This is a genomic window from Pseudomonas sp. EA_65y_Pfl2_P78, assembly GCF_963970495.1.
Taxonomy (GTDB): Bacteria; Pseudomonadota; Gammaproteobacteria; order Pseudomonadales; family Pseudomonadaceae; genus Aquipseudomonas; species Aquipseudomonas baetica_A.
The window spans coordinates 161,359-185,413 of the sequence record NZ_CAXAON010000005.1 but is presented as its reverse complement, the minus strand read 5'-3'; the positions used below and the strand labels follow the sequence as shown (position 1 = coordinate 185,413).

The following is a 24,055-nucleotide window of genomic DNA, read 5'->3' as shown; positions in this document are numbered from 1 at the left end:
CAAGAAAAAAGAACACCAAATAACAACTCCAAAAACGGGTGGAACACATGATTCCTTCACAGACTTCCCGCATGGCGCCAGCCATGAGCACTGCCACGGGTGGCATCGGCGACAAGATCCGCGGCGCCATGGCCGTCGGCAAGACCCGTTGGGGCATGCTGGCGCTGGTATTTTTCGCCACAACCCTCAACTACATCGACCGCGCCGCGCTCGGGGTCATGCAGCCGATACTCGCCAAGGAAATGAGCTGGACGGCGATGGATTACGCCAACATCAACTTCTGGTTTCAGGTCGGTTACGCGATCGGCTTCGTTCTGCAAGGTCGCTTGATCGACCGGGTCGGCGTCAAGCGCGTGTTCTTTTGCGCGGTGCTGCTCTGGAGCCTGGCCACCGGCGCCCACGGTCTGGCAACCTCGGCGGTCGGCTTTATGGTCTGCCGTTTCATCCTCGGCCTGACGGAAGCGGCCAACTATCCGGCCTGCGTGAAAACCACACGCCTGTGGTTCCCGGCCGGTGAACGCGCAGTCGCCACAGGCATCTTCAACGCGGGCACCAACGTCGGCGCGATGTTCACGCCGATGCTTCTGCCGCTGGTTCTCCATGTATGGGGCTGGCAGGCGGCGTTTCTGTGCATGTCGGCACTGGGCGGGATCTGGCTGCTGTTCTGGGGTCTGAAATACTTCAACCCGGAAGATCATCCGAGCGTCAAACAATCGGAACTCGATTACATCCAGCAGGAAGTCGAGCCGGAACAGGCTCGCGTGCCGTTCTCGAAAATCCTGCGGATGCGCGGCACCTGGGCCTTCGCCCTCGCCTACTCGCTGACCGCTCCGGTGTTCTGGTTTTACCTGTACTGGCTACCGCCGTTTCTCAATCAGCAATACAACCTGGGCATCAACGTGACCCAGATGGGCATCCCGCTGATCATCATCTACCTCACTGCCGACTTCGGCAGTGTCGGCGGCGGCATCCTGTCTTCATTCCTGATCGGTCGCGGCATGAACCCGATAAAGGCGCGGCTGCTGTCGATGTTCCTGTTCGCCTGCTGCATCATCGGCGTGATCATGGCGGCCGGTTCGAGCAGTCTGTGGGTGGCGGTGGCAGCGATTTCCCTGGCCATCGGCGCGCATCAGGCCTGGACCGCGAATATCTGGAGCCTGGTGATGGACTACACCCCCAAGCACATGATGAGCACCGTCTTCGGTTTTGGCGGCATGTGCGCGGCGATCGGCGGGATGTTCATGACCCAGATCGTCGGCCATATCCTGACCGTCACCCACAACAACTACACCGTGTTGTTCACCCTGATTCCGGCGATGTACTTCATCGCGCTGATCTGGATGTACTTCATGGCACCGCGCAAGATTCCTGACGTCACCGAGTAACCCGGCTACCTACCTGACGGTGAAACTTTCCTCTTTTATGGATTGAGCCTAAATCCCTGCAGAAACTGCCGAAGGCTTCGATTTTGTGTTTTTGACGCTGCCATCCACGACCGCTCGTCGGAACACCTTGCGCACCTGTCAGATCTGACAGGTGCGCCATCCTTGCCTTTGCGCCCTAATCACTCCATCGCCTTATTCAGTGGCAGGAGTGCTCACCATGCTCGTCCAACCCCGCAAACCCATCAGCACTCTGGCCCTGCCCGAGCAGGAAATCCCCGGCGGCATACGCTTGCCTGGTGACATCTGGGGCATCAACCTTGCCGCTGCGCGACTCAACTTTCCCGACTGGGGCCTGAAAGTCCAGATCCCTGTCTGGTCCAACAAAAGCCAGGGCGACAAGGCCGAGCTATTACTCGATGGGCAAATGGTGGATCACAAGACCATCACGGATCCGGTTGAATTGAATCAACGCACCACCCTGTTTGTTCCGGCGCAGCAGTTGCAGAGCGGATCATGGGAGTTGTCCTATTCGGTAAGGCGCCACGGGCAGACAAAACCCGAGCCGGGGCCGATCTTCAAGCTCTTCGTCAAACTCGAGTTGCCTGGCGGTCAGGATATCGATCCGGACTATGGCCACTCCGAACTGGCCATGGCATTTATCCCGCCAGAGGTGGTGCGCGACGGTGTCGACAAGGACAGCATCAAGGATGGCGTGTACGTCATCGTTGCGCCCAAGTCCGGCACCGGCCTGCCGTACCCCTACGTTGCCGTGGGCGATGTGATTTCGGTGGGTTGGGCCGGCCAGACCGTGAAGTCTGAACCGGTCACCCAGGCACAAATAGACGCCCCTGACGCCAACCCGATCAGGATCTTCATCGATGAGAAGACTCTCCTTGCGGCCGGCGACTCGGATACTGACGGCGTGTCCGTCAGCTACATGATTCGCGACTGCGTGCTCAACCAGTCCGAGGACTGGTGCAAGGCACAGCGCATCGTGGTCGACTCCGGGAATTCGCGGCTGGAGGCGCCGATCCTCAAGCAGGCCGACGGCCTCAGGGTGGACCTGGACCTGATGGGTGACGATAAACCCGTGCTGCAGGTCTGGGCGGCATCAGATGTATTCAAAAAGGACGACGTCATCATCATGACGCTGACCGGCACCACCGCCGACAATCAACCGATCGACATCAAGGTGCGCCAGCCCATCGACAAGATGCCGCCGACGCAGGTCGACGTACTGCACAGCAACACCAGCCTTCGCGCGCTGGGCACACGCCAGGCGGTGTACGAGTTCGAGCTGGAGCGCGATGAGCAAGTCATCCAGCGCTCCAAATCCCGTACCTACAACATCATCGGTGAACCCAAACGCCTCGCTGCGCCCATCGCCCTGGATGCGCCGCAGGGCGCACTCGATCCCGATGCCTCGCGCTACCGCATCCGCATTCTGAACGATCCACAGATTACGGCCGAAAACGCCATCGAACTCAAATGGTTCGGCCTCCGGCCCGATGGCACCACCTACGACCCGGATCTGGACTGGTTTTTTCCGACTGAAGAGGAGGCCAATGACCCCGCGGGCTTCATCATCACCGCCGACGGCGAGCACGGTAAAACCTTGGAAGGCGGCACGCTGGACCTCTCGTACTGCCTGATCAGCAGCGTGGACGAGGTGATCATCTCGCGTCCTTCGCAACATGCCTCGCTGCTGAACGTCGGCGAACCCAGGCTGGAACTGGTGCCACCGACTGTCCTCGGCGAAAAAGACGGCGCCCTGGAACCCAAAGACCTGCTCGACGGCATCAGCAAACTCACCGCCCCCCGCCCGATCGCCACCCCGACCGAATCCGGGGATACCGTGACTTACACCTGGGTCGGTGAAGTCACTGGCGAGAAAGAAGACTTCAAGATCCTCAACGCGCTGTCCAGGGACAAGGATGTGGTATTCCCGCTGAATGCCACGTTTGTGGCGACGCACATCGAGCCGAACCGCGGGAAAAAGGTGACGGTGAACTACCGGATTTTGCGGGCGGCGACCAACACCACGAGTTATTCGGATGCGTTGGAGTTTGTGGTGGGTGAGGCGGTGGAACTTGATCCGCCGACCATCGAATCAGTGAAGGGATCACCAAGCGGCAAGGAAATTGTCGACGGTGGTACGACCGTTGAAACCAGCGTGGTGCTGAGCGGCATCGCCGCCAAGGGCAAAAACGTCGAGATACGCGATGGCGTCGAGGTCAAGGATCAGGTCAAGGCAGATCCGGAGTCCGGAATCTGGACATACACCGTGCCGAATCTGAGTGTAGCGAAGCACAGTTTTACCGCGACCGGAAAGTATGCTGACGAACCTGGTTCCACCGCTTACAACCTCACCGTCACTGCCGTCATCGTGCCAACACTGAGCAATGTACTAGACGACAGGAACAAGGAAGTGCCGGAAGGTACAACCACGGTCAGCACGTCTCTGACACTCAAAGGCACCGCCAGCAAGGGTCAGGATGTCGAGATTTTTGATGGCAACGGTGCAAGCGCAGTGTCGAAGGGAACTGCGACAGCGGATGAAGTCACAGGGCTATGGGAACGCACGATCACTGCTGAAGCGGGTGCGCGTCGGTTGTATGTCAAATCGCTGTACCACAACTCTGCGGTGTATTCGAATGTGCGCACACTGATCGTGGAAACCGTCAGGGCGCCAACTTTGACTTCAGTTAAAGGCTCTCCAAGCGGCAACGAAATCCCCGATAATGGCTTCACCATGGAAACAGCCGTCATCTTGAGCGGCGCTGCAGCAGCCGGGCGGGAAGTTGAAGTGCTCGACGATACGGTTGTCACGGGTAAGGAGACCGCCGATGAAACAACCGGATTCTGGAGCCTGACCGTTTCAAATCTGAGCAAGGCGAAGCACAGCTTTACGGCCAGAGATCTGGAACAACCAAGCCTTGTGTCGGCAGCGAGAACGCTAATGGTGACGGAAGAACTGCGGGAGCCCTTTATGGTGAACGCAACGAGCCCGATTCATCCACTGGCGTATCCGCAAGGCGTGACGATGCGGATGGAATTCCAAGCGCTGGATAACGACAGAGGGCGGCTTGATCATGTAAATGCAGTGGTCGGAGCACCGCCGTTCAAATTAAAAAAGTTTAATGACAACAACCGTGTAAATGAGCCGCTGCCGCAAGCATTCTGGATGACTCACCAAGACTCGGTCGTTGAGTTCCGGTGGATTTTAAACCGTGATGGAGGCCTGGCTGGAAGGTCACCAACGATGAAGGTACGTGTCGAAAAAATCGAGGATGGCGATACACGATTGCCCACGCCCGTAATAGCCGGGAATACAAGCAATCTACTCGACATTACTCAACTTCGGAGCACTGATCAGTCGACCGTTTCGATGTCACCCCATACGCCACGAGAAGTACGGTGGTTGCTTTATGAAGGAATAGACAGACACGGCTTGATCGTAAAATTTCATGACCCCGAGGAGGAAGAAAACGAAACCGCCTCAGACTTCGAAAAAAGCATTCCCTTGGATCGGCTCAAAGAGCTGGGGAATGGCACCACATTAACAATGACATACATTGTCAACTTTAAAGGCGAGTCCATACTGGAAGATGCTACAAAGTTTCCGATTCGAACTTATTCCATTCGGGCAATACCGCTCCTTGATGATTTTACAAACTTTGCCAACCTCCAGAGAAATGGCTGGGTAAATGGCCCGGTGATTGTTGATCAGAGAGACTGGAGCTATGCCAACCTTCTCGGATTCTCATCTCTGACCAATAGCACTTACACAAACAACTCAGCAGGTGTCGTATTAAAAAAAACCTACACCAACTTGATTCGTGGCAAAAAATACGAATTCAGCTGTCTTGCATCCAATGGAAATCAGCCTCCGCTTGCACAGCTTTCGTTCAGATCAGACTATGAAGTGCTAATAGCCTTCATGTCCCCACCGGCCTCACAGTGGACACCTTATTCATGTACTTTTATTGCGCAATCGGAAAACATGAATTTTGTGTTTGTTAGCCACTTGGCTACCGGTGCCGGTAATGACTATTTCTTGACTAATTTGCGCATGAGAGAGGTTCAAGGCCAATAAGGGTGACCGCAGAGAGCGTGGAAGCGTTCAGAATCCTGGTTCTCTAGCGTCTCGCAGTCTCCGACAGCACCACCGGAACGAAGCAGTCTTTCTGAAGGGGGTTGCCGAAGCTGCGCGCATTGGGATTGTCTTAAATAAGCTAGTTAACCAACGCTTCCGATCACGGACCAAGGCTCCCCCTGCACGCTTGCCTACCGCTACGCCAAAATCCGCCGGCTTGTGTGCCTTTGAGGCGAGTTCTATTGTGGTTCGGTCGCTGACAAGCTGCGAGTGATGTGGTGCGGTTGCGGACGCCTTCGCGAGCAACCCGCTCCCACACGTTCTTATCGACGGCTTTGTTGCCACGCTGCCGCCAGACCGCTGCAACAGATCACCGCAATACCGATCACGGTCAACAGACTCGGTGTGTGATTGAAGACCACCCAGCCCAGCAGCCCCGCAAACACGATCTGGCAATAACCGAACGGTGCCAACAGTGCCGGTGCGGCATGGCGGAATGCCTGCGTCAGAAACAAGTGCGCCGTCATCCCGCAACTGCCCAACGCCAGCATCAGTGCGGCGTGAGTCAACGTCGGCACCTGCCAGAAGAACGGCACCAGCGCACTCATCACCAGCGTATTGCACAGCCCGGCGAAAAAGTTGCTGGTGGTCGGGCTGTCTATCTCGGCGAGCTTGCGAGTCAGCAATTGATAGAAGCAGAAAAACAGCGCCGAACAGAACGGCAACAACACGGCGGGCGTGAAGAGTTCACCCCCCGGATGAACGATGATCAGCACGCCGATAAAGCCGCAAATGACCGCAATCCACTGGCCGCGGGTGACCCGCTCCTTCAATAGCGGCACCGACAACGCCGTCACCAATACCGGCGCCAGGAAGTTCACCGCCGTGGCTTCTGCCAGCGGGATATACAGCAGCGCCGTGGTGAAGAACAGGCTGGTGCCGAGCAGGCAAAGTGCGCGAGCCAACTGCCATAAAGGCTTTTTCGTGCGTAGGACGCGCAGTCCGGACTGCGGTAAAAAAATCCCTGCCATGAGTAAGGTGTGCACCACATACCGGGCCCACACCACCATCACGATCGGATAGAAACCCGAGAGATATTTCGACAGCGCGTCGTGACTGGAGAACAGGAAGGTTGCCACGACAATCAGCAAGATCCCTTTGAAGGGTTGGTTGACTCCGGATAGCGGGGTGCTGACGGTCATTGAATATCTCTAAGAGAGGAACAAACTGAGAGAAGAGCCTCGAGCAATAATCTAGAACCCGATTCCACTTTCAGACAACCATCATCCGTAAAAGTGTGCGAACAACGCACACTTTCATAAACGGGCAACGCCCACAGAATTTCAGGTTAGACGAACAGCTCCGAAGCCAGACTCGCTGCAGACAGCTCTTCGGTAAACCGCAACAGCAACGGTGCCAGTTCGTGCAACCTGGCGCCCGGCATCCGCGCACTCGGCCCGGCGATGCTCAGCACACCGATCACTCGCCCATCCGCGGGATGGCGCACCACCGCCGCAATCGCCGACGTCCCTACGGCCGAACTTTCCTCGACGCAGGCATAGCCCTGCTCGCGCGCCAATCGCAGGCGTTCAAGCAGTTCGATATTGGAGCGCGGTGCATTCGGCCCGATATCCACCGGCACCTCAGCCGCTTGCCGCTCAACCCGCGACAGCGCCTCGGCATCCGTCATGCACGCCAGCCAGGCATGGCCCGAAGCGGTGTAGAACAGCGGAGCATCGCGGCCCATGTCCGGGTCGTAGCGCAAGCCGGTGCGCGCCCCCTGAGCTTTGGCAATCCACGTCTGCCGCTCGCCGTCGATGACGCCCAGGCGCACCAGTTCGCCGGTTTCCTGAGCCAGACGATCAAGCACCGGTTGCACGATGTCCGCGCCACTGCTCGACAGGTAACGAAAACTCATCGCCACCAGTTTCGTCGACAAGTGATAACGCAAGGTTTCCGGGTTTTGCCGCACGTACCCCAAGCGGACCAGTTCAGCGAGCAAACGGTGAGTCGCACTTTTCGGGATGTCGATCTGCTCGGCGAGCGTTTGCAGCGCTAAACCACGCGGGTCACTGGTGAGGTTTTCCAGCACGCTGAAAACCCGTTCGATTTGACTGCCGGCCATGGTGAGATCCCAATGAAATGTCGTGGATTCTAGAATACGCGCGACACAAAGCAAAATCTGGAACAGCTTGAACGGTTCACAAAAAAACGGTGTTGAATGGAATTCGCCGAACACGACAGGTTCTTACCCGTCGGCTTCGCTGCGGGCGTACGAATAGACGGACGACTGGACTGGCGCCACACTCACACACCAGCAACACTCATCACCACGATCAGAAAGAGGATTCCCGCATGCTATGGAAAAAAGGCCGACGCAGTGACAACGTCGTCGATGCCCGTGGTGATGATACCGGCGGTGGCGGCGGGATGCGTTTCGGTGGCGGCAAGGGCCTGAGCCTTGGGGCCATTTTGTTGATCGTTGGCATCGGCTGGATCACTGGCCAGGATCCGTTGCAGATCCTCGGTCAACTCACCGGCCAGACGGGCCAGCAAACGGCACCCACCTCGCAAACCCGCCAGGCGCCGCCGGCCAATGATGAACAGGCCGAATTCGTCCGTTCAATCCTCGGCGATACCGAAGACACCTGGGGCGCGATTTTCCAGCAGGCCGGCCGCCAATATAAGGATCCGACCCTGGTGCTGTTCAGCAATCGGGTCAATTCCGCCTGTGGTCTGGCCACCTCAGCCACCGGGCCGTTTTATTGCCCGGCGGATCAGAAGGTCTATCTGGACATGGCGTTTTTCCAGGAAATGGCGCAACGCTTCAAGGCTGCCGGCGATTTTGCCCAGGCCTACGTGATCGCTCACGAAGTCGGACACCATGTGCAGACGCTTCTTGGCGTCTCGGCGAAAATTCAGACAGCCCGCCAGCAAGGCCGGCAGATGCAAGGTGCTGGTGGATTACTGGTTCGTCAGGAGTTGCAGGCCGACTGCCTGGCCGGTGTCTGGGCCTATAACGCGCAGAAGCGTTTGAACTGGCTGGAACCGGGCGACATCGAAGAAGCCTTGAACGCCGCCAACGCCATCGGTGATGATCGCCTGCAGCAACAAGGTCAGGGCCGTGTGGTGCCGGACTCGTTTACCCACGGTACGTCGGCGCAAAGGGTGCGCTGGTTCAAAACCGGATTCGCGCAAGGCCAAGTCGGCCAGTGCGATACCTTCGCGGCGAAAAACCTGTAAATGCATAAGTGGCTTTTGGCTTTACTGATCATTGGCAGCACCGCGCAAGCGGCCGGGGTCGACGCCATCAGCCCCGGGCGCCTGCAACTCAAGGCCGGCGAAATGGCGGTGGGCATCGGCCCGGCGCCGGAAAAGATCGAGCGAGTGCTGATCATCATTCATGGCCGGTTGCGCAACGCCGAGACCTATCGCAAAAGCGCCGAAAGCGCCACTGAACTGGCAGGGCAAACCGCCCACACGCTGGTCATCGCTCCGCAGTTCCTCAATGAAAGTGATACAGCCCTGTACTCCTTGCCTGCCACCGTGTTGCGCTGGAAAGGCAATGAGTGGATGGGCGGTCGGTTATCCACAGGCCCGAATCCGCTGAGTTCCTATGCGGCACTGGACGAAATCGTCGCCCGGATTACTGATCGCAAGCAGTTTCCGGACGTGAAACAGATCGTGATTTTCGGTCACTCCGGCGGGGGGCAGGTGGTGCAGCGATACGCTTTGCTCGCCAAGGATCAACCCGCGCTGAAGGCCAACGCAATTCACCTGCGCTACGTGGTGGCCAATCCGTCTTCGTATGCCTATTTCAACGAACAGCGACCGGTCGCGTTCGATCACGCGCAATGCCCCAACTTCAATCGCTGGAAGTACGGCCTGTCAGACATGCCGATATACGCCGGTGGGCAAACGCCGTTGCAGCTTGAAAGCCGTTACATCAAACGCGAGGTGATTTATCTGCTCGGACAGCAGGACATCGACCCGCAGCATCCGGCGCTGGACAAAGGCTGCGAGGCCGAGGCGCAAGGGGCTGACCGCCTGACGCGCGGGAAGCTGTATTTTGGCTACCTGCTACGCCGCCATCCGGAAGGGGTGAATCAGCGGCTGGTTGAAGTACCCGGGGTTGGGCACAACGGCGATGGGATGTTGACGTCGCCTGAGGGACAAAAAGCTCTGTTTGATCAGTAATGCGGTGGCCATGTCGGCCTCTTCGCGAGCAAGCCCGCTCTCACAGAGGACGGGCTTCGGACTCAACGTTGTATCCACTGATAATCCCCTGTGGGAGCGGGCTTGCTCGCGAAGGCGTCCGTCCAGACACTCAATGGCTCAGGCGAACACCATCCGCCGCAACTCAACACAATCCTGCGCATGCCAGTCCGTCAGCTCCGGCCATGGGTTATCCGGCAGGTTCACCAGCACCGTCCGCGTCCCTGCCGCCCGACCGCAATCCAGATCAAAGCGGTAATCGCCGACCATCACCATCTCGCTGGCCGGCACCGACCACGCCTCGGCCAACTTCAGCAATCCACCCGGATGCGGCTTGGGCGGCGCGTCATCACGGCCCAGCACATCCTCCACGGCAAAGCAGTCAGCCAGGCCAATCGCCTCCAGTGTGACATGCGCCAGTTCGCGGGCATTACGGGTGAGAATGCCGAGGCGATAACCGCGCGAGTGCAGGTCACGCACCAGTGCCACGGCGCCGGTGGCCGGGGTCGAACCCCGCGCCAGATCACGTTCGTGCTCCAGCAACCAGGCATGTTTCGCCGCTGCTTCAGCGGCTGGCAGCGCGCCAAGGTGGGTGAGAATGTCGTCCTCGGGCGGAATCGACAACGCCACGCGAATCGCCGCGAAGTCATGGACGGCAACGGTGAGCGTGCCGTCCATGTCGAACACCCAATGCTTCACATCAACGAGGCTCATGCCCAGTCCTTGCGATGCCGAATCAGGCCTTCCTGAGTCACCGAGGCGACCAGTTGCCCGGCACGGTTGTAGACGCTGCCACGGGAGAAACCACGGGAATTGCCGGCCCACGGACTGTCCATCGCATAGAGCAACCAGTCATCGGCACGCAGATCGTTGTGGAACCACAGCGCGTGATCGAGGCTGGCGACCTGCATGTCTTTCTGCCAGACCGATTTGCCGTGGGGCAGCATCGAGGTGGTCAACAGACCGAAGTCCGAGGCATAGGCCAGCAGGTATTTATGCAAGGCCGGGAGATCGGCCAAGGCGCCGTCGGCGCGAAACCACACATACTTCACCGGATCGGCCGGTTGCGGGTTGTACGGGTCTTTCTCGGTGACCGGGCGCACCTCGATCGGTTTCGGGCACAGCAGTTTTTCGCGCATGTGCTCCGGAATCAGGTGCGCGCGCTGCTGGGTCAGTTCCAGTTCCGATGGCAGGTTTTCCGGCCCGACCACGACCGGCATCTGGCTCTGATGCTCGAAACCCTCTTCGTCGTACTGGAACGAAGCACTGCAAGTGAAAATCGGATGGCCCTTCTGGATCGCCGTCACCCGGCGAGTGCTGAAACTGCCGCCATCGCGCACGCGGTCCACCGAATAGACCACCGGCAACTTGGCGTCGCCCGGACGCAGGAAATAGCCGTGCATCGAATGCACATGGCGGGTTTCTTCAACCGTCTGACTGGCCGCCGACAACGACTGACCGAGTACCTGCCCCCCGAACAACTGACGAAAACCAAGGTCCTGGCTACGGCCTCGGAACAGGTTTTCTTCGATCGGTTCCAGGGTCAGCAGGTCGACCAGATCTTCCAATACTTGGCTCATTCAGACTCTCCTCACACAAAGCTATGCCGCGCAGTCTTGGCTGCGGCGGCCGATTCAGATTCTGGCGCGGGCCAATGATATGGCGGCCATTGTAAACGTCCGTGTCGGCTTATCCATGCAAGGTTTGCAGCCACTGCTCCCGGGTGATGCGGTACAGCACATGTTTGCGTAACGGATCACCGACGGCGAGTTTCGGGTGATCGAAATCATCCGCCGGCGCGTGGTGCATGCCGATCGCCTGCATGACTTTCTCCGAAGGCAGATTGGATTTCGCGGTGAAGGACACCATTTCCTTCAGGGCCAACCGGTCAAACCCGCAACGCAGAGCAGTCCATGCCGCTTCACTGGCATAACCCAAGCCCCAATGTTCCTTGGCCAGGCGCCAGCCGATTTCCACTGCCGGCGTAAAAGGTGCATCGAAACCGACGACGCAAAGTCCGGTGAAACCGATGAACTCGCCACTGTCCTTGCGCTCCAGCGCCCACAAACCGAAACCATGCTCAGCAAAATGCCCGCGCACACGGCCGATCAGCGCGGCGCTTTCCAGACGGCTCAACCGAGCGGGAAAGTAGCGCATCACCTGAGGATCGGCACACATCGCCGCAAATGCCGGCAAATCTTCGTCCTGCCACTGACGCATCAGCAGGCGTGCGCTTTCCAGTTCCAGTATCGGCTCCATCGTGCTCCTCCGTTTCCATGCCGCAAGTCTACATCGCTGGTAGGATCGCTCACTCTTTCCTACGTTTCCTACATGAAGTCGCCATGCCACTGCCGCTGATCTATCACGAAGACTACAGCCCCGAGTTTCCGGCGGATCACCGCTTCCCCATGGACAAATTCCGTCTGCTGCGCGATCACCTGGTCGACAGCGGCCTGACCCGCGACGCCGACCTGCTGCGTCCCGAGATCTGTCCCAACGACATCCTCGCCCTGGCCCATGACCGTCGCTATATCGAACGTTACATGAGCGGCGAGTTGTCCCGCGAAGACCAGCGGCGCCTCGGCCTGCCATGGAACGAAGCGCTCGCGCGGCGTACGGTGCGCGCGGTCGGTGGCTCGATTCTGGCGGCGGAAAAAGCCTTGGAGCATGGTCTGGCCTGTCACCTGGCCGGCGGGACCCATCACGCTCACTACGACTACCCGGCCGGGTTCTGCATCTTCAATGACTTGGCGATCATCAGCCATTACCTGCTGCAAAGCGGTCGAGTGAACCGAGTGCTGATCTTCGATTGCGACGTGCATCAGGGCGACGGCACCGCGCGGATCCTCCAGGACACGCCGGAGGCGATCACCGTTTCCCTGCACTGCGAAAAGAACTTTCCGGCACGCAAGGCCGAAAGCGACTGGGACATTCCGCTGCCCAAAGGTATGGGCGATGCCGACTATCTGCAGGTGGTGGATGACACCCTTAACTACCTGCTGCCGCTGTATCAACCGGACCTGGTGCTGTACGACGCCGGGGTCGATGTGCACAAGGACGACGCCCTCGGTTATCTGCAGCTGACAGACGCCGGCGTCGCCGCCCGCGATGAAAGCGTAATGCGTCACTGCCTGGGCCGCGACATCCCGGTGGTTGGCGTGATCGGCGGCGGCTACAGCAAGGATCGCCACGCCCTCGCCCGCCGCCACGGCATCCTGCATCACAGTGCGCAACGGGTCTGGACGTCACACGGTTGTCACTAAGCTGTGCTGCGTTACCCACAATCGCTGTGGAACGGCCTGTGGATAACCTGAGCGAAAGGGACTACAGGCCACAGCGAACATGGTGTACAGCGCGATGGTTATTTTTTAACCACATACTGAATTCACCTCGATCTCCTTGTAGGAGTGAGCCTGCTCGCGATGGCGGACCGACATTCAGCACTCATGTCGCCTGATCAACCGCCATCGCGAGCAGGCTCACTCCTACAAAGGTCTGCGCTGTTAGAATGCGCGCCTTATCCCGCCATACCGCAGCGCACGCCATGACCCAGACCTCCGCCCCCCTCCCCGCTCACGTCGCCATCATCGGCGGTGGCCCCGCCGGCCTGATGGCCGCCGAAGTGCTGAGCCAGGCCGGCGTGCGCGTCGATCTGTATGACGGCATGCCCTCGGTCGGTCGAAAGTTCCTGCTGGCCGGGGTCGGCGGCATGAACATCACCCACTCCGAGCCTTACCCGGCGTTCCTCGCGCGCTACGCCGAACGCGCGCCGCAGATCGCGCCGTTACTGCGCGGTTTCGACGCCGACGCGTTGTGCCGCTGGATTCATGAATTGGGCATCGAAACCTTTATCGGCAGCTCCGGCCGGGTATTCCCCACCGACATGAAAGCCGCGCCGCTGCTGCGCGCCTGGCTCAAACGCCTGCGCGACAGCGGCGTGGTTATCCACACCCGCCATCGCTGGCTCGGCTGGGATGAACACGATGCGCTGCGCATCGCCAGCCCCGACGGCGAAATCATCGTCAAACCCGACGCCACCCTGCTCGCCCTCGGCGGCGGCAGTTGGTCGCGGCTGGGTTCGGATGGCGCGTGGATGCTGCCCCTTGAGCAAAAAGGCGTAGGACTGGCGCCGTTACAACCGAGCAATTGCGGCTTCGAGGTGCAGGCCTGGAGCGAGTTCCTTGTCAGTAAATTCGCCGGCGCACCGCTGAAAAATGTCGCCATCGGTTTGAACGACGATATCCCGCGCCTGGGCGAATGCGTGATTACCGCGAACGGGGTCGAAGGCAGCCTGATCTATGCACTGTCGGCACCGATTCGCGAAGCGATCAATGCACACGGCTCAGCCACGGTGCACATCGATCTGCTGCCCGGCCGTCCTGTGGATAAATTACAGGCCGCGTTGAGCAAACCACGCGGCTCGCGTTCGATGGCCAAGCATCTGCACAGTCAGGTCGGAATTGATGGGGTGAAAGCGGCGTTGTTGCGAGAGCTGAGCGATGCAGCAACGTTTGCTGATCCGGCGCTGTTGGCGCGGGCGATCAAGGCGTTACCGCTGACTTTGGTAAAAACGCGGCCGCTGGATGAAGCGATCAGCAGTGCCGGTGGCGTGACGTTCGAAGCGCTGGATCAGCGTTTGATGCTCAAGGCGTTGCCGGGGGTGTTCTGTGCGGGCGAGATGCTGGATTGGGAAGCGCCGACGGGCGGCTATCTGCTGACCGGGTGTTTTGCCAGCGGGCGGGCGGCGGGACTGGGGATGTTGGAGTGGTTGCAGCGCCAGGGCTGAAGACCGCGGCGCGCCCTTCGCGAGCAAGCCCGCTCCCACAGGAGATCTCCATTTCAATGAAGACCCATGTGGGAGCGGGCTTGCTCGCGAAGGCGTCCTTACAGACGCCACATCAGATCAAGGCTTGCGCTTACGCGGCCCGGTATTGAACACCGGCACTTTACGCACAGGCTTGATCGACGGCTCCGGCGCCTGGGTGTCGCCACTGTCGACCCACTTGCCCAGATTGCGTTTGCCGCCACCGCCGCCGGACGTCTTCGGCTTTTTCGGTTTCTTCGGCTTCTTGATCACCTGACCGCTGGCATCGGTATCCGGCACGCGGTGCTCAGGTTCGAAGTCCGGCTCGTTCTGACGCTTCAAGGTCTGACGCGTGAGCATCTCGATCGCCGAGAGCATGTTCACTTCATCCGCGCACACCAGCGAAATCGCCTCGCCCGTCGCGCCCGCACGGCCCGTACGACCGATGCGGTGAATGTAATCCTCGGCGACGATCGGCAGGTCGAAGTTGACCACCAGCGGCAAATCTTCGATATCCAGACCACGGGCGGCGACGTCGGTCGCCACCAGAATCTGCACTTCACTGAGCTTGAAACGATCCAGCGCACGCTGGCGGGTCGCCTGCGGTTTGTCGCCATGGATGCCGTCGGCGTTGATGCCCAGGCCCTGGAGTTTTTCCACCAGCGCATCCACACCGTTACGGGTCTTGGCGAACACCAGCACCTGCTTCCACTTGTTCTTGCGCATCAGGTGCACGAACAGTTCCGGCTTGCGCTTCTTGTCCACCGTCACCACCCACTGCTTGACAGTGTTGGCCGCGACGTTGCGCGGGCTGACTTCGATGCTCAGCGGATCGTTGAGCATCTGCCCGGCGAGCAGGCGGATGTCATCGGAGAAGGTCGCAGAGAACAGCAGCGTCTGGCGCTTCTTCGGCAGCATGCGGTAAATGTTCGCCAGTTCTTCGGAGAAGCCCAGGTCCAGCATGCGGTCGGCTTCATCCAGCACCAGGGTTTGCAACTGATCGAGTTTCAACGCGTTCTGGCGGAACAGGTCGATCAGGCGACCCGGCGTGGCGACCAGCACATCAACGCCGCCGCGCAGCTTCATCATCTGCGGGTTGATGCTGACGCCGCCGTAAACCGCATACGTGCGCAATGGCAGGTTTTCAGCGTATTGGCGCACCGACTCATGAACCTGCTCGGCCAGCTCGCGGGTCGGCACCAGAATCAGCGCACGCGCCGAATTGGCGGCCACTTTCGGCCCTTCCATGGCCAACAACTGCAACAACGGCAAGGCGAAACCGGCGGTCTTGCCGGTGCCGGTCTGGGCCGCAGCCATCAGGTCGCGACCGGCCAGAACGGCCGGAATGGCTTGCGCCTGGACCGGCGTTGGAGTCTGGTAGCCGAGCTTCTCGAGGGAGCGCAGCAAGGGTTCGATCAGGCCAAGGGTGGCGAAAGTCATGGGAGTACCAAAAAAAATCATTGCAAGAGAAGAGCGGCAGGCAGTTTACCTTAATTAGGAAAAGTATCCTCAGATGCTGCCGATGCAAGCCGCTTGGCATGATTTAATTTTCACGCGGCGCTCTACATCTCCCGCTTTAAATTGCGTTTGGCCTGATTAGTCTGCCGTTTGATCTGATCGACCAGGTTTACATCTTCCAGGTCCAGAAACGCCGGGTTATCCGACAGTTCCGGCAATTGACCATAGTGCAAGGAAACATAATTCACGTCTTCCTGGCAGATCCTTTCCAGGATAGGCGCGGAAAACTTGCCCGCCACCCCGTACTCGCATGCCCCGGAAACATCGGCAATTGCCAGATGAATCAGACGCCACAAAGCCGGGTGCAGTTTTATGGCATCGGTCCCGCGATCCTGACCGAGCGTCAAACAGGAAAGATCATTCAGACCGAACACCAGATTGCTCGCACCGCTGTTGATGAAGTGTTCGACCTCAAGCAACGCGGAGGGTACTTCCAGCATTGTCCCGAACCTGTTTGGCCAATGCATGGTCTTGAGTGCCGACGCAAAATGGTCGAACTCGGTCCGATCCTGGATGAAGGGAAAAATGATATGCAGATTGTCGAAACGTGCAGCGAGCGCCCCCAATATCTCCAGCTCGATCCGGAATGACTCGGGATCAACTCGGGCACGCCGCAGCCCCCTGATACCCAGCATCGGATTCTGTTCCACGAGATAGGTCTTTTCCGCCGTAAGCGTAGCAGCCTCATCAGCCCACAAGTCGGCCAGGCGATACCAGACCGGCTTACCTTGAAACAACTCGCAGACCGCGCTCACGTACCGGGTAAGCGCCTCTCGAACAGAACGCTCCTTCAGTCCGGCCCCATACCTGCGCAGGACAAACTCGCTGCGCAGCAGACCTACTCCGGAAAAGAACTTCGCGACCGCTGGCGCAGGCAGCTCACCACTTAATGACAATCTGAAATTCATCTGACCCTCGTCGAGTATCCATCGCAGTACAAAAAGCCGAAATGATCAGCGGCCATGAATCCAAATCGTTTGTAGAACTCAATGACAGAGCCCTTCTCCAGCATGATAAAACCCATGCGGCTTCGGACGACTTCCGATAACCCGAGCACTTGATTGACCAGCCGTTCACCGAACCCGCGACCACGATACGCAGCCATCACAAACACACCAAACAACAGGAAGTCCCGGGCACCTGTCGCGTTTCGAAAAAAAACCACTGCGGCGCCCCCGGCGACCTCTCCCTCAGGGGTGCGCAGTATCAATGTCTGCCCCTGGTGACAATCCTTCAACAACCACAAAGGCACGGACGTCAAACCGCACTGGCGCTGCGAACACTGGTAGCGTTTCAGCAAGGCCGAAGCGGTGAAGTCATTCGTCAGTTCACAGCGCCAACCATCGGGCCACGAGCCTTGCCGACGGTCGCCCCATGCGGACTCGACAGGTACAAATCCTCCCGAAAGCGCGACTACGTTTTTGAATCCCTCTCTGGACAGAAAAGCAGAAGTAGAGCTGGCGGCCCTCGAAGGCACTTTTACCAGCAATCTGGCTCCCTCCCGACACCACAATCGGCGTCTGCGCTTGAGCACTGCCAGCGAATCAAAATACAACGTACGCCCCTGGGAACAGAGACCACGCTGCGAACGCGTCAAGTGCCGGATGTGGAACAACCAGTCGGACCATCCCGCATAGTGGCAACGTCCCAGGTGAAGGACAGGACCGGCGTGACGAATCATCCAGCGGTAACCGTGTGATAAGCAGCGAGAACATGCAGCGCCTGTTCCTCCCAATGATCAAGGACAAGCCCCGCTGTACCGAATGCATGGCATAGCTCTTGCGATACATCGACCTTGAACAGCGCCGGATCGCATGCAGCAATCATCGTATGGGTCATGCACACCAACCGATACCGATAGAGAGACTGCTTGAGCGATGCATTGTCCATCACTCCGTCCTTGCTGTTTTCATGCAGCGCGATGAAGTTCTTCTTGAACGGTGCAAGGGCCGACCACAAAAACCCTGCCTGATCTTGAGCCGCTTGCCGGGAAACATCCTTCGACAACTGGCGCAATCCATCGATCAACTTCAACAATTGATGTTTGTTGGCGAAAACGGGACTGCCATACAGACACGCTACTCCTCTTGCCAGAATGCTCGGTAATCCACTGAAGACCGAAGATGCCCTCTCCTCCCGGGCGTGCTGCCCCAGCAAACAGAGCGCATCGTTGTCCAGGGCGGCGTCCGCCAGATGTTTGATCCGGACAATGAACTCCGAACCAAACACTAGCTGCAGCTCATGTTCGACACCCTCGTTGTCGTCTGGACTGTGTACCACCGACAAACTGCGCTCGCACCATGCGGTGAGTGCTCGCAGTTTCCCGGCTTTTGGCTCAGCCATGCGACTGCTGCCTTTGAGGGATGCAATGTAAGGCTGAAGTCCCTGCGGGCGGGCTTGACGGGATCGGACGGCCAGCACGACTGAACCGCCTGCCGTAAAGGAGCGAGGTGAGAGCCAGTTCGACAGCGTCCTGCTCTCCCCGCGGTCGTGGGTGATGCGGTCCTGGTAGAGCAACAGCACCTGTGGCATCGAAAACCGATGAGACATCGCAGCAACCACATAGATATCGGCATCTTTCAAAGCCTCAAGGATGGGCTTGAGTAAATCCTGGTTTATGGCATCCGGCGTTACCGTAATCAGCCCCAGTTCTTTGTCAGGCGTAGGCATATGTTCCTCTCACTACAAGTTTCGGCTGATGCCCCGGGAAATAGTCTGGCAAAGCTCGAATGCCTCTTGCGGTGCAATTTCATTGACAATCGAGTACAAAAAACCACGCGAATGGGCCAATGCTTCATCGCTCATGTCCAGGCCATATTTTTTGGCGAAGCCGTAGATCGGAATATCTGCGGCGCGCTGCGCCAGCCGTACCGAGTCGAGGGTTTCCTGAAAGGAATCACGCCATATTCCGATGTTTCTGTCAGAGTCGAATTCCATGTCGGTCATCGTAGCGAGCAGAGCGCGGAACTGGTCCTCGTCCTCGGGTGGATCGATGACCGAGAAAAATTTCTGTAGGGCTACAAAGTGCGAAGGGCTTGAAAAGTGGTCGGCGATGATGATGTCCAACGCGTACTCAACAGCACTGTGATGAAAATCAAGGCGCCTTTTCTTGGTCCAGTCTTCTGGTAGCTCGGCACTGTCAAGGAGCAACCCGGAGCCTCTGAGACCTTTATAAAAGTCTCGAAATCCGTCAGCCGAAAGCCCCATCTTGCTGTAGGCCCAGCCACATTTTCTTTTCTCCAGCGTCGACCAGTCGCTGCCGTAATGAATGATCCAGTCAGCAATCAGGTGAGCCTTTATTTCTCGGAATGGCTGTGGTTTTTCAGCATTGGTTGCGCAGGTACTGGCGGTCCTCAGAATGTGTTGATAAGCCCAGTCATGGCAATGAAAGATATTCGGGATGAGCATCGTCAGAAATTTTCGAGTGTATATATCCGTCGACGAAAACTCTCCACTTAACTCCGCTACGTAACAATGTCCAAGCGTGTCCATGGTCGGTCCTATATACGATTGGACAAGGTACGGGAACGGACAAACTCGATGCATTCACCCAACATGGATGTCATGTCTTGATCCGATATCTGCGCCAGCCCACGGTCAATGCATGAAGCAAGCAAACTTAACGATTGGGGAGATTGAGCCAGCCCAAACTTCTTCAGCCCAGCAAACAATACCCACTCGCCGGTATTTCCAGCGCGCCCTACCCGCTCCTGAAAACTTTGCAAGTCATGGCGAAACACTTGACCGTCCATATCAAATTTATCAGCCATAAACCCCAGATTCTGCGCCAACTGCCTCGTATCTATCGCGCTGACGCCCTGCTGGACGGTGCGAAAGTAGCGCTCCACCGGTTGATTTCGGGAAATCCAGGTATCAATCGAATACTCGACCATCGTATGTGAGAAGCCCCGGTAAGAGTCTCTCTCGATCAAGGGATTTCTCATTCCTCGGGATTCGGCTGTGGCAAAGAACTCATCGTACAGCTTGGAAAAAATGCCCATTTTTCTATACGCCCAGCCTTTCCGCGCTCTTTCATCTCCCGGGCCGTAGTGCACCCACCAATCAGCCAACAAATGCGAGACTGCAAGCTCTTGGCTTTCAGAGCGTTGGCGTGGAATAAAACACTGTTGATAGCCGATATCATGGCCACGCGCATAATCCGGAAAAGTAATATAGCCGACGCCTTCACCGTATATATCTTGACTTGACCAGAGCTTACAACCATCAGAAATAAAGCAATGACCGGTGATATACATAGCCTACTCCTGAACAAACTCAAGCTCGCCAAAATCAGAACCGATGACAAGGCCTTTTTCTGCCCGCCACTGTGGACTGTAGATCGTACTTAAATATGACCTTCCGCCATCGGGAAGCAATGCCAGAATACGCTGATCAGTTCCTTCGTTCTTTTCAATATACTTTTTGGCCGCAGCCAGAATCGTCCCTGAAGAACCTCCCACAAATAAGCCTTCTTTCTGGAAACAATCAATGGCGGCTTCTACGGACTCCGCATCTGACACCAGGATGGTTTCGTCAATCAGCGACATGTCTGCGATATCAGGTCGAAAGTCCCCACCAATGCCTTCAATCCAGTAAGGTGAGGCGTCGACCTGTTCTTTCTGAAAATGATTGATATGTGTACTGCCCTGCGGGTCAGCAAGCACTACTCGCAATCGGCTGTTACGTTGTTTCAGGTACGTCGCAACTCCTGTCAACGTACCCCCGGTGCCCAATCCGCAGACCAGCACATCGAGCTTGTCGCCGAAGGTGTCCCAGATCTCTGGGCCCGTGGAAAGAGAGTGTGCTTCGACATTCGCCTGATTACTGAATTGATCACAAAACCAGCCGTTTGGAAGATCGCGTGCTATGCGTTTAGCCACATTGACGAAGTGCTGAGGCGAGGACGGTGCAACCGCATACGGACAAATCACCACCTTGGCACCGTAAGTGCGCAGCAAATTGATCTTCTCGGTACTCATCTTGCTGCTCATCACCGCAATCAAGGGATGATTATAATAAGCGGCCGCCATCGCGAGTCCCATAGCGGTATTGCCTGCTGTCGCTTCTACGATAACACCGCCTTGCGCCAGAACACCGCTGGCGCGTGCGCTTTCAACCATATGAAAACCAATGCGGTCTTTGATCGATCCGCCTGGGTTGAGGAACTCACATTTTCCATAAAGGTTGAATTGTCTTGAACCACTGAATTTTTCAAGTTTAAGAATAGGCGTGCGACCTACCATACTTTTTAGATCCGGAAGGATATCCATATTTACTCCCCGATAATTGCAGCCATTTCTTTTACGGTTATGGTCGACTTGTAGTCTTCATCGATAACGCCTAACTCATGCAGACGCTCAATCGCTTCCTGGCGTGCCGTCTCCTGCACCGAGTCAAATGAAGTTGACTGCCAACGCGCGATGCTCTTTACCCACTCCCGCCCCACTTTGACATGCATCAACTCATCGGCATTGGTGAAGTCCAGCGCATTGGCGGAAAACTCGTCTCCCGACAACCTTGCTTCAAGGGAAAAGCGGCGCAGGCTAGCCACCTGCTGAAGTTCTCCAAAGATATTGATCTGGGCGAATGCCGTATAAGGCTGCATGGTTGTCCGTACATCGATGCCAATTGTGCTGCAGGGAACTTCGAAGGGGTCATAGCCCGACCGGCTTAACCACTGCTGGCCCATTTCGGAGTGGCGTGCCTCATCGGAAACCAATCGCGCCAGAAACAATTCGAACTCGAAGTTTTTGCCCCCCAGGTCGAACAACACATTGGCAAATGTTTCGATGGCATCCAGTTCGTCACGTTGTGTGCGAAAGGTGTCCATGAATCTCGATACGCGCTGATTGCCACCTGGCACCGCACTCGGGAGATCGCCAGTGGAATAGTTGCGACTGTGCGAAAACACTTTCAGCCGCGGGTCTCGCCGAGCCTTGCACTGGCGCAATACAGATGTACCGGCCGGTGCAGATTGCTTCACGGAGGCTTTATCGCGTAACTCGACGAGGATCAATTCTCTGATGTATGCGGCAAACTCCTGACTCCAGGCGACAGAAACCTCACCCGCTGCATAACAGCATGAACTTTTAAACCACGTGAGGGCTTCTTCTAGAAATCTCTGTGTTTCTACAAGCATTTGTCTGGATGGCATGTCCAGGACGGGATCACTGAGCGACAGGTACTCGCTGATTTTGTGCTCAATCACTCGGAAATAGCCCAGATAGACGACACTGACAAACACAAGATCCGAACCTGCGTTCAAGGCTGTCGTGCATGAGGCGAACCCGGAAATACCCTGCCACTCTTCAATTCTGTCTTTATCGATCCTGAGTTCACTCAATCGTGTCCGAAACTTTTCGACCGACAGGGAACAGGCATAGAGGTGATGAGCCGCTTCGATTTCCAGCTCATAAGAGCGAATCGCTACTAGCGAGCCAGCAATAATGTGGCTCGCACGTCTGAGCAGATTCAGAATATCGATGAGTTTTTCAGCGGCCTGCGCAACGTTATATTCGGCGCGCATATGACGACCTGACGGTTCGAAAACAATCTCGCCCAATGCTGGAGACAGTCTCGTGAGCATGTCATTGATAGACGTCGCATGAGCGTCACTGCGCACATCAAATGGTTCCATGAGTTACCTCCCTGATTGAGTCGACTAGTTGTGCAGCAAGGCACATGACGGCACGTCGAGACTCCAGCCCCACCGATATCCTCATGTAGGAGGGAGCATTGGACTGGTTAAGTTGACTGCCTTCGTAACAGCGGATCGAGGTTTTCCTCCAGCCAAAGCCGGAACGAATATCAAATGTTTCTCCATGACGCCGACTGAACATCTGCCATTGGCAGACGACCGCACGATGACTCTCAACTAACTCGGGCGAAAAATAATCCTGTCCCTGACGAGGTATGAGCGCAAAAAAAATCAGACAACCGTGAGCACCCGAACCGTTGGCAGTATCGCCAAGAAAATCACGCTCCAGCGTTCGCAACAGAGAAAGCTCCTCCTTAACCTGTGTTAACGCATCCATGAACAACTGCACGTTCAGTTGGTGAAGCTCCATACGGTAGTGGACGCAGGTGATATCCGAATGCCGGATGAAATTGAAAGCATGCTCCTGAAGATTCTGTCCTGAAAACCTGGCGATCTTGCGACAACGATCGACGCTCGAAGCCCGGCCAAAAATCAAACCTGCACTGATGCTGTTCGTGACAAACTTTGAAAGACTGGCCAAGTAGACGACATCACCCGGGTAGTTCAGTGAAACGTCGGCATCGGGAAAGCCGACGATAGTCTGATCACAAATGATCATTGGCCACTTCTTCCCAAAATCCACCTGAGAGAAATTCGGCAATGATTCTGGTGTCGGGCAATTGGTCGCCGTTTCCACCACGAGCAACTTTGGTGAAAACTCGCGCAGTGCAGACTCAAACGCCGGAATGTCCAGAAAATCAATACTATGAATCCGACAGCCGATGACATCTACAAAATGCTCAAGGACTTCATTGGTTTCAAAATAGGAGCTTTTTCCGACAAACACGGCATCCGTCGGCTTCAATCCAACAGCATTGATTGCCACCGAGATGGCAGACATTCCGCTATTGAGCAGCAGTGCCGCCTCTACATTCAGCACTGCTGCGAAGCTGCCTTCCAGTCGTCGCCTCGAACCATGTTCGTAAATGTCCCAGATCGTATTTGAGCTTTTGCCATTTGCCTGGGCCTGAGCATCGCGCCAGTATTCGTCCATGGAGGAATAACAAGTCGCAATGGTTGCTCGGGCATTCAGAATATTGGCAAAGTTTACCGCTGCAGTTTCGTATTCTGTCCAGAGCATGGCTTCCTCGGCTGCACCGATATCGGCTCCATGCTGGTGGCGTCCCCAGTACTGATCGTGAATGCGGACAACATGCTCAACCAACTCGAGTAATGAATGCGAAATTTCTGCATGACGCAAGCACGTCTCTCGCAGCTCTTCTATTATCAAACGATACAGTCTTGACAAGTAATTTATGCTGATATCCGTATTCATGCCT

20 protein-coding genes are annotated in these 24,055 nt (G+C 57.0%); 6 read left to right on the top strand and 14 right to left on the bottom strand.

The annotated features are described in order from the left end of the window. Positions 1-47: 47 nt before the first annotated feature. Both AACY02_RS07540 and AACY02_RS07535 read left to right on the top strand, forming a co-directional pair. A complete protein-coding gene (locus AACY02_RS07540) occupies positions 48-1,385 on the top strand; it encodes an MFS transporter (RefSeq protein ID WP_339431400.1) in 1,338 nt (445 codons plus the stop codon). 217 nt (positions 1,386-1,602) lie between these two features. Continuing rightward, entirely contained in the window at positions 1,603-5,481 is a 3,879-nt protein-coding gene (locus AACY02_RS07535; protein WP_339431399.1) for a hypothetical protein, read from the top strand. 323 nt (positions 5,482-5,804) lie between these two features. Here the strand turns inward: AACY02_RS07535 and AACY02_RS07530 are convergent, their stop codons facing one another. Beyond that, complete coding sequence (locus tag AACY02_RS07530; protein WP_339431398.1) at positions 5,805-6,683, bottom strand: DMT family transporter; 879 nt, start codon at positions 6,681-6,683, stop codon at positions 5,805-5,807. 146 nt (positions 6,684-6,829) lie between these two features. Continuing rightward, entirely contained in the window at positions 6,830-7,606 is a 777-nt protein-coding gene (locus AACY02_RS07525; protein WP_339431397.1) for an IclR family transcriptional regulator, read from the bottom strand. A 230-nt stretch (positions 7,607-7,836) separates the two neighbouring features. Here AACY02_RS07525 and ypfJ point away from each other — a divergent pair, with 230 nt between their 5' ends. Next, the gene (ypfJ, locus tag AACY02_RS07520; RefSeq protein ID WP_339431396.1) at positions 7,837-8,724 is read left to right on the top strand and encodes a KPN_02809 family neutral zinc metallopeptidase; all 888 of its coding nucleotides are present in this window, start codon (positions 7,837-7,839) and stop codon (positions 8,722-8,724) included. Next, positions 8,725-9,678, top strand: coding sequence for an alpha/beta hydrolase (locus AACY02_RS07515; RefSeq protein ID WP_339431395.1), 954 nt, complete (start codon positions 8,725-8,727; stop codon positions 9,676-9,678). Positions 9,679-9,816: 138 nt separating this feature from the next. Here the strand turns inward: AACY02_RS07515 and AACY02_RS07510 are convergent, their stop codons facing one another. From AACY02_RS07510 to AACY02_RS07500, 3 genes are all read right to left on the bottom strand, one after another. Beyond that, on the bottom strand, positions 9,817-10,410 hold the full coding sequence (locus AACY02_RS07510) for an HAD family hydrolase (protein ID WP_339431394.1): 594 nt from the start codon (positions 10,408-10,410) through the stop codon (positions 9,817-9,819). After that, positions 10,407-11,276, bottom strand: a complete 870-nt coding sequence (gene tesB, locus AACY02_RS07505) for an acyl-CoA thioesterase II (RefSeq protein ID WP_339431393.1) — start codon at positions 11,274-11,276, stop codon at positions 10,407-10,409. Before tesB ends, AACY02_RS07510 begins: the two co-directional genes overlap by 4 nt. Positions 11,277-11,385: 109 nt before the next feature. Further along, a complete protein-coding gene (locus AACY02_RS07500; protein ID WP_339431392.1) occupies positions 11,386-11,955 on the bottom strand; it encodes a GNAT family N-acetyltransferase in 570 nt (189 codons plus the stop codon). An 83-nt stretch (positions 11,956-12,038) separates the two neighbouring features. Between AACY02_RS07500 and AACY02_RS07495 the strand changes: the two genes are divergently transcribed. Together AACY02_RS07495 and AACY02_RS07490 are read left to right on the top strand one after the other, a co-directional pair. Continuing rightward, entirely contained in the window at positions 12,039-12,959 is a 921-nt protein-coding gene (locus AACY02_RS07495; RefSeq protein WP_339431391.1) for a histone deacetylase family protein, read from the top strand. A 281-nt stretch (positions 12,960-13,240) separates the two neighbouring features. After that, entirely contained in the window at positions 13,241-14,482 is a 1,242-nt protein-coding gene (locus AACY02_RS07490) for a TIGR03862 family flavoprotein (RefSeq protein WP_339431390.1), read from the top strand. 117 nt (positions 14,483-14,599) lie between these two features. Here the strand turns inward: AACY02_RS07490 and AACY02_RS07485 are convergent, their stop codons facing one another. The 9 genes from AACY02_RS07485 to AACY02_RS07445 all read right to left on the bottom strand — a co-directional run bounded on the left by AACY02_RS07485 (position 14,600) and on the right by AACY02_RS07445 (position 24,051). After that, complete coding sequence (locus AACY02_RS07485; protein WP_027612869.1) at positions 14,600-15,940, bottom strand: DEAD/DEAH box helicase; 1,341 nt, start codon at positions 15,938-15,940, stop codon at positions 14,600-14,602. A gap of 122 nt (positions 15,941-16,062) precedes the next feature. Then, positions 16,063-16,926 (bottom strand): putative PEP-binding protein, encoded by an 864-nt coding sequence (locus AACY02_RS07480; protein ID WP_339431389.1) that lies wholly within the window; start codon positions 16,924-16,926, stop codon positions 16,063-16,065. Next, positions 16,923-17,507: a GNAT family N-acetyltransferase gene (locus AACY02_RS07475; protein ID WP_339431388.1), complete on the bottom strand. Its 585-nt coding sequence runs from the start codon at positions 17,505-17,507 to the stop codon at positions 16,923-16,925. Before AACY02_RS07475 ends, AACY02_RS07480 begins: the two co-directional genes overlap by 4 nt. 188 nt (positions 17,508-17,695) lie before the next feature. Next, positions 17,696-18,688 (bottom strand): hypothetical protein, encoded by a 993-nt coding sequence (locus AACY02_RS07470; RefSeq protein WP_339431387.1) that lies wholly within the window; start codon positions 18,686-18,688, stop codon positions 17,696-17,698. 12 nt (positions 18,689-18,700) lie between these two features. Next, positions 18,701-19,510, bottom strand: coding sequence for a hypothetical protein (locus AACY02_RS07465; RefSeq protein WP_339431386.1), 810 nt, complete (start codon positions 19,508-19,510; stop codon positions 18,701-18,703). Positions 19,511-19,518: 8 nt separating this feature from the next. Next, positions 19,519-20,274, bottom strand: coding sequence for a hypothetical protein (locus AACY02_RS07460; RefSeq protein ID WP_339431385.1), 756 nt, complete (start codon positions 20,272-20,274; stop codon positions 19,519-19,521). 3 nt (positions 20,275-20,277) lie between these two features. Continuing rightward, positions 20,278-21,288, bottom strand: coding sequence for a PLP-dependent cysteine synthase family protein (locus tag AACY02_RS07455; RefSeq protein WP_339431384.1), 1,011 nt, complete (start codon positions 21,286-21,288; stop codon positions 20,278-20,280). A gap of 2 nt (positions 21,289-21,290) precedes the next feature. Beyond that, the gene (locus tag AACY02_RS07450; RefSeq protein ID WP_339431383.1) at positions 21,291-22,655 is read right to left on the bottom strand and encodes a hypothetical protein; all 1,365 of its coding nucleotides are present in this window, start codon (positions 22,653-22,655) and stop codon (positions 21,291-21,293) included. Continuing rightward, positions 22,642-24,051, bottom strand: a complete 1,410-nt coding sequence (locus tag AACY02_RS07445; protein ID WP_339431382.1) for a PLP-dependent transferase — start codon at positions 24,049-24,051, stop codon at positions 22,642-22,644. The genes AACY02_RS07450 and AACY02_RS07445 overlap by 14 nt, the downstream gene beginning before the upstream one ends. Positions 24,052-24,055 lie beyond the last annotated feature (4 nt).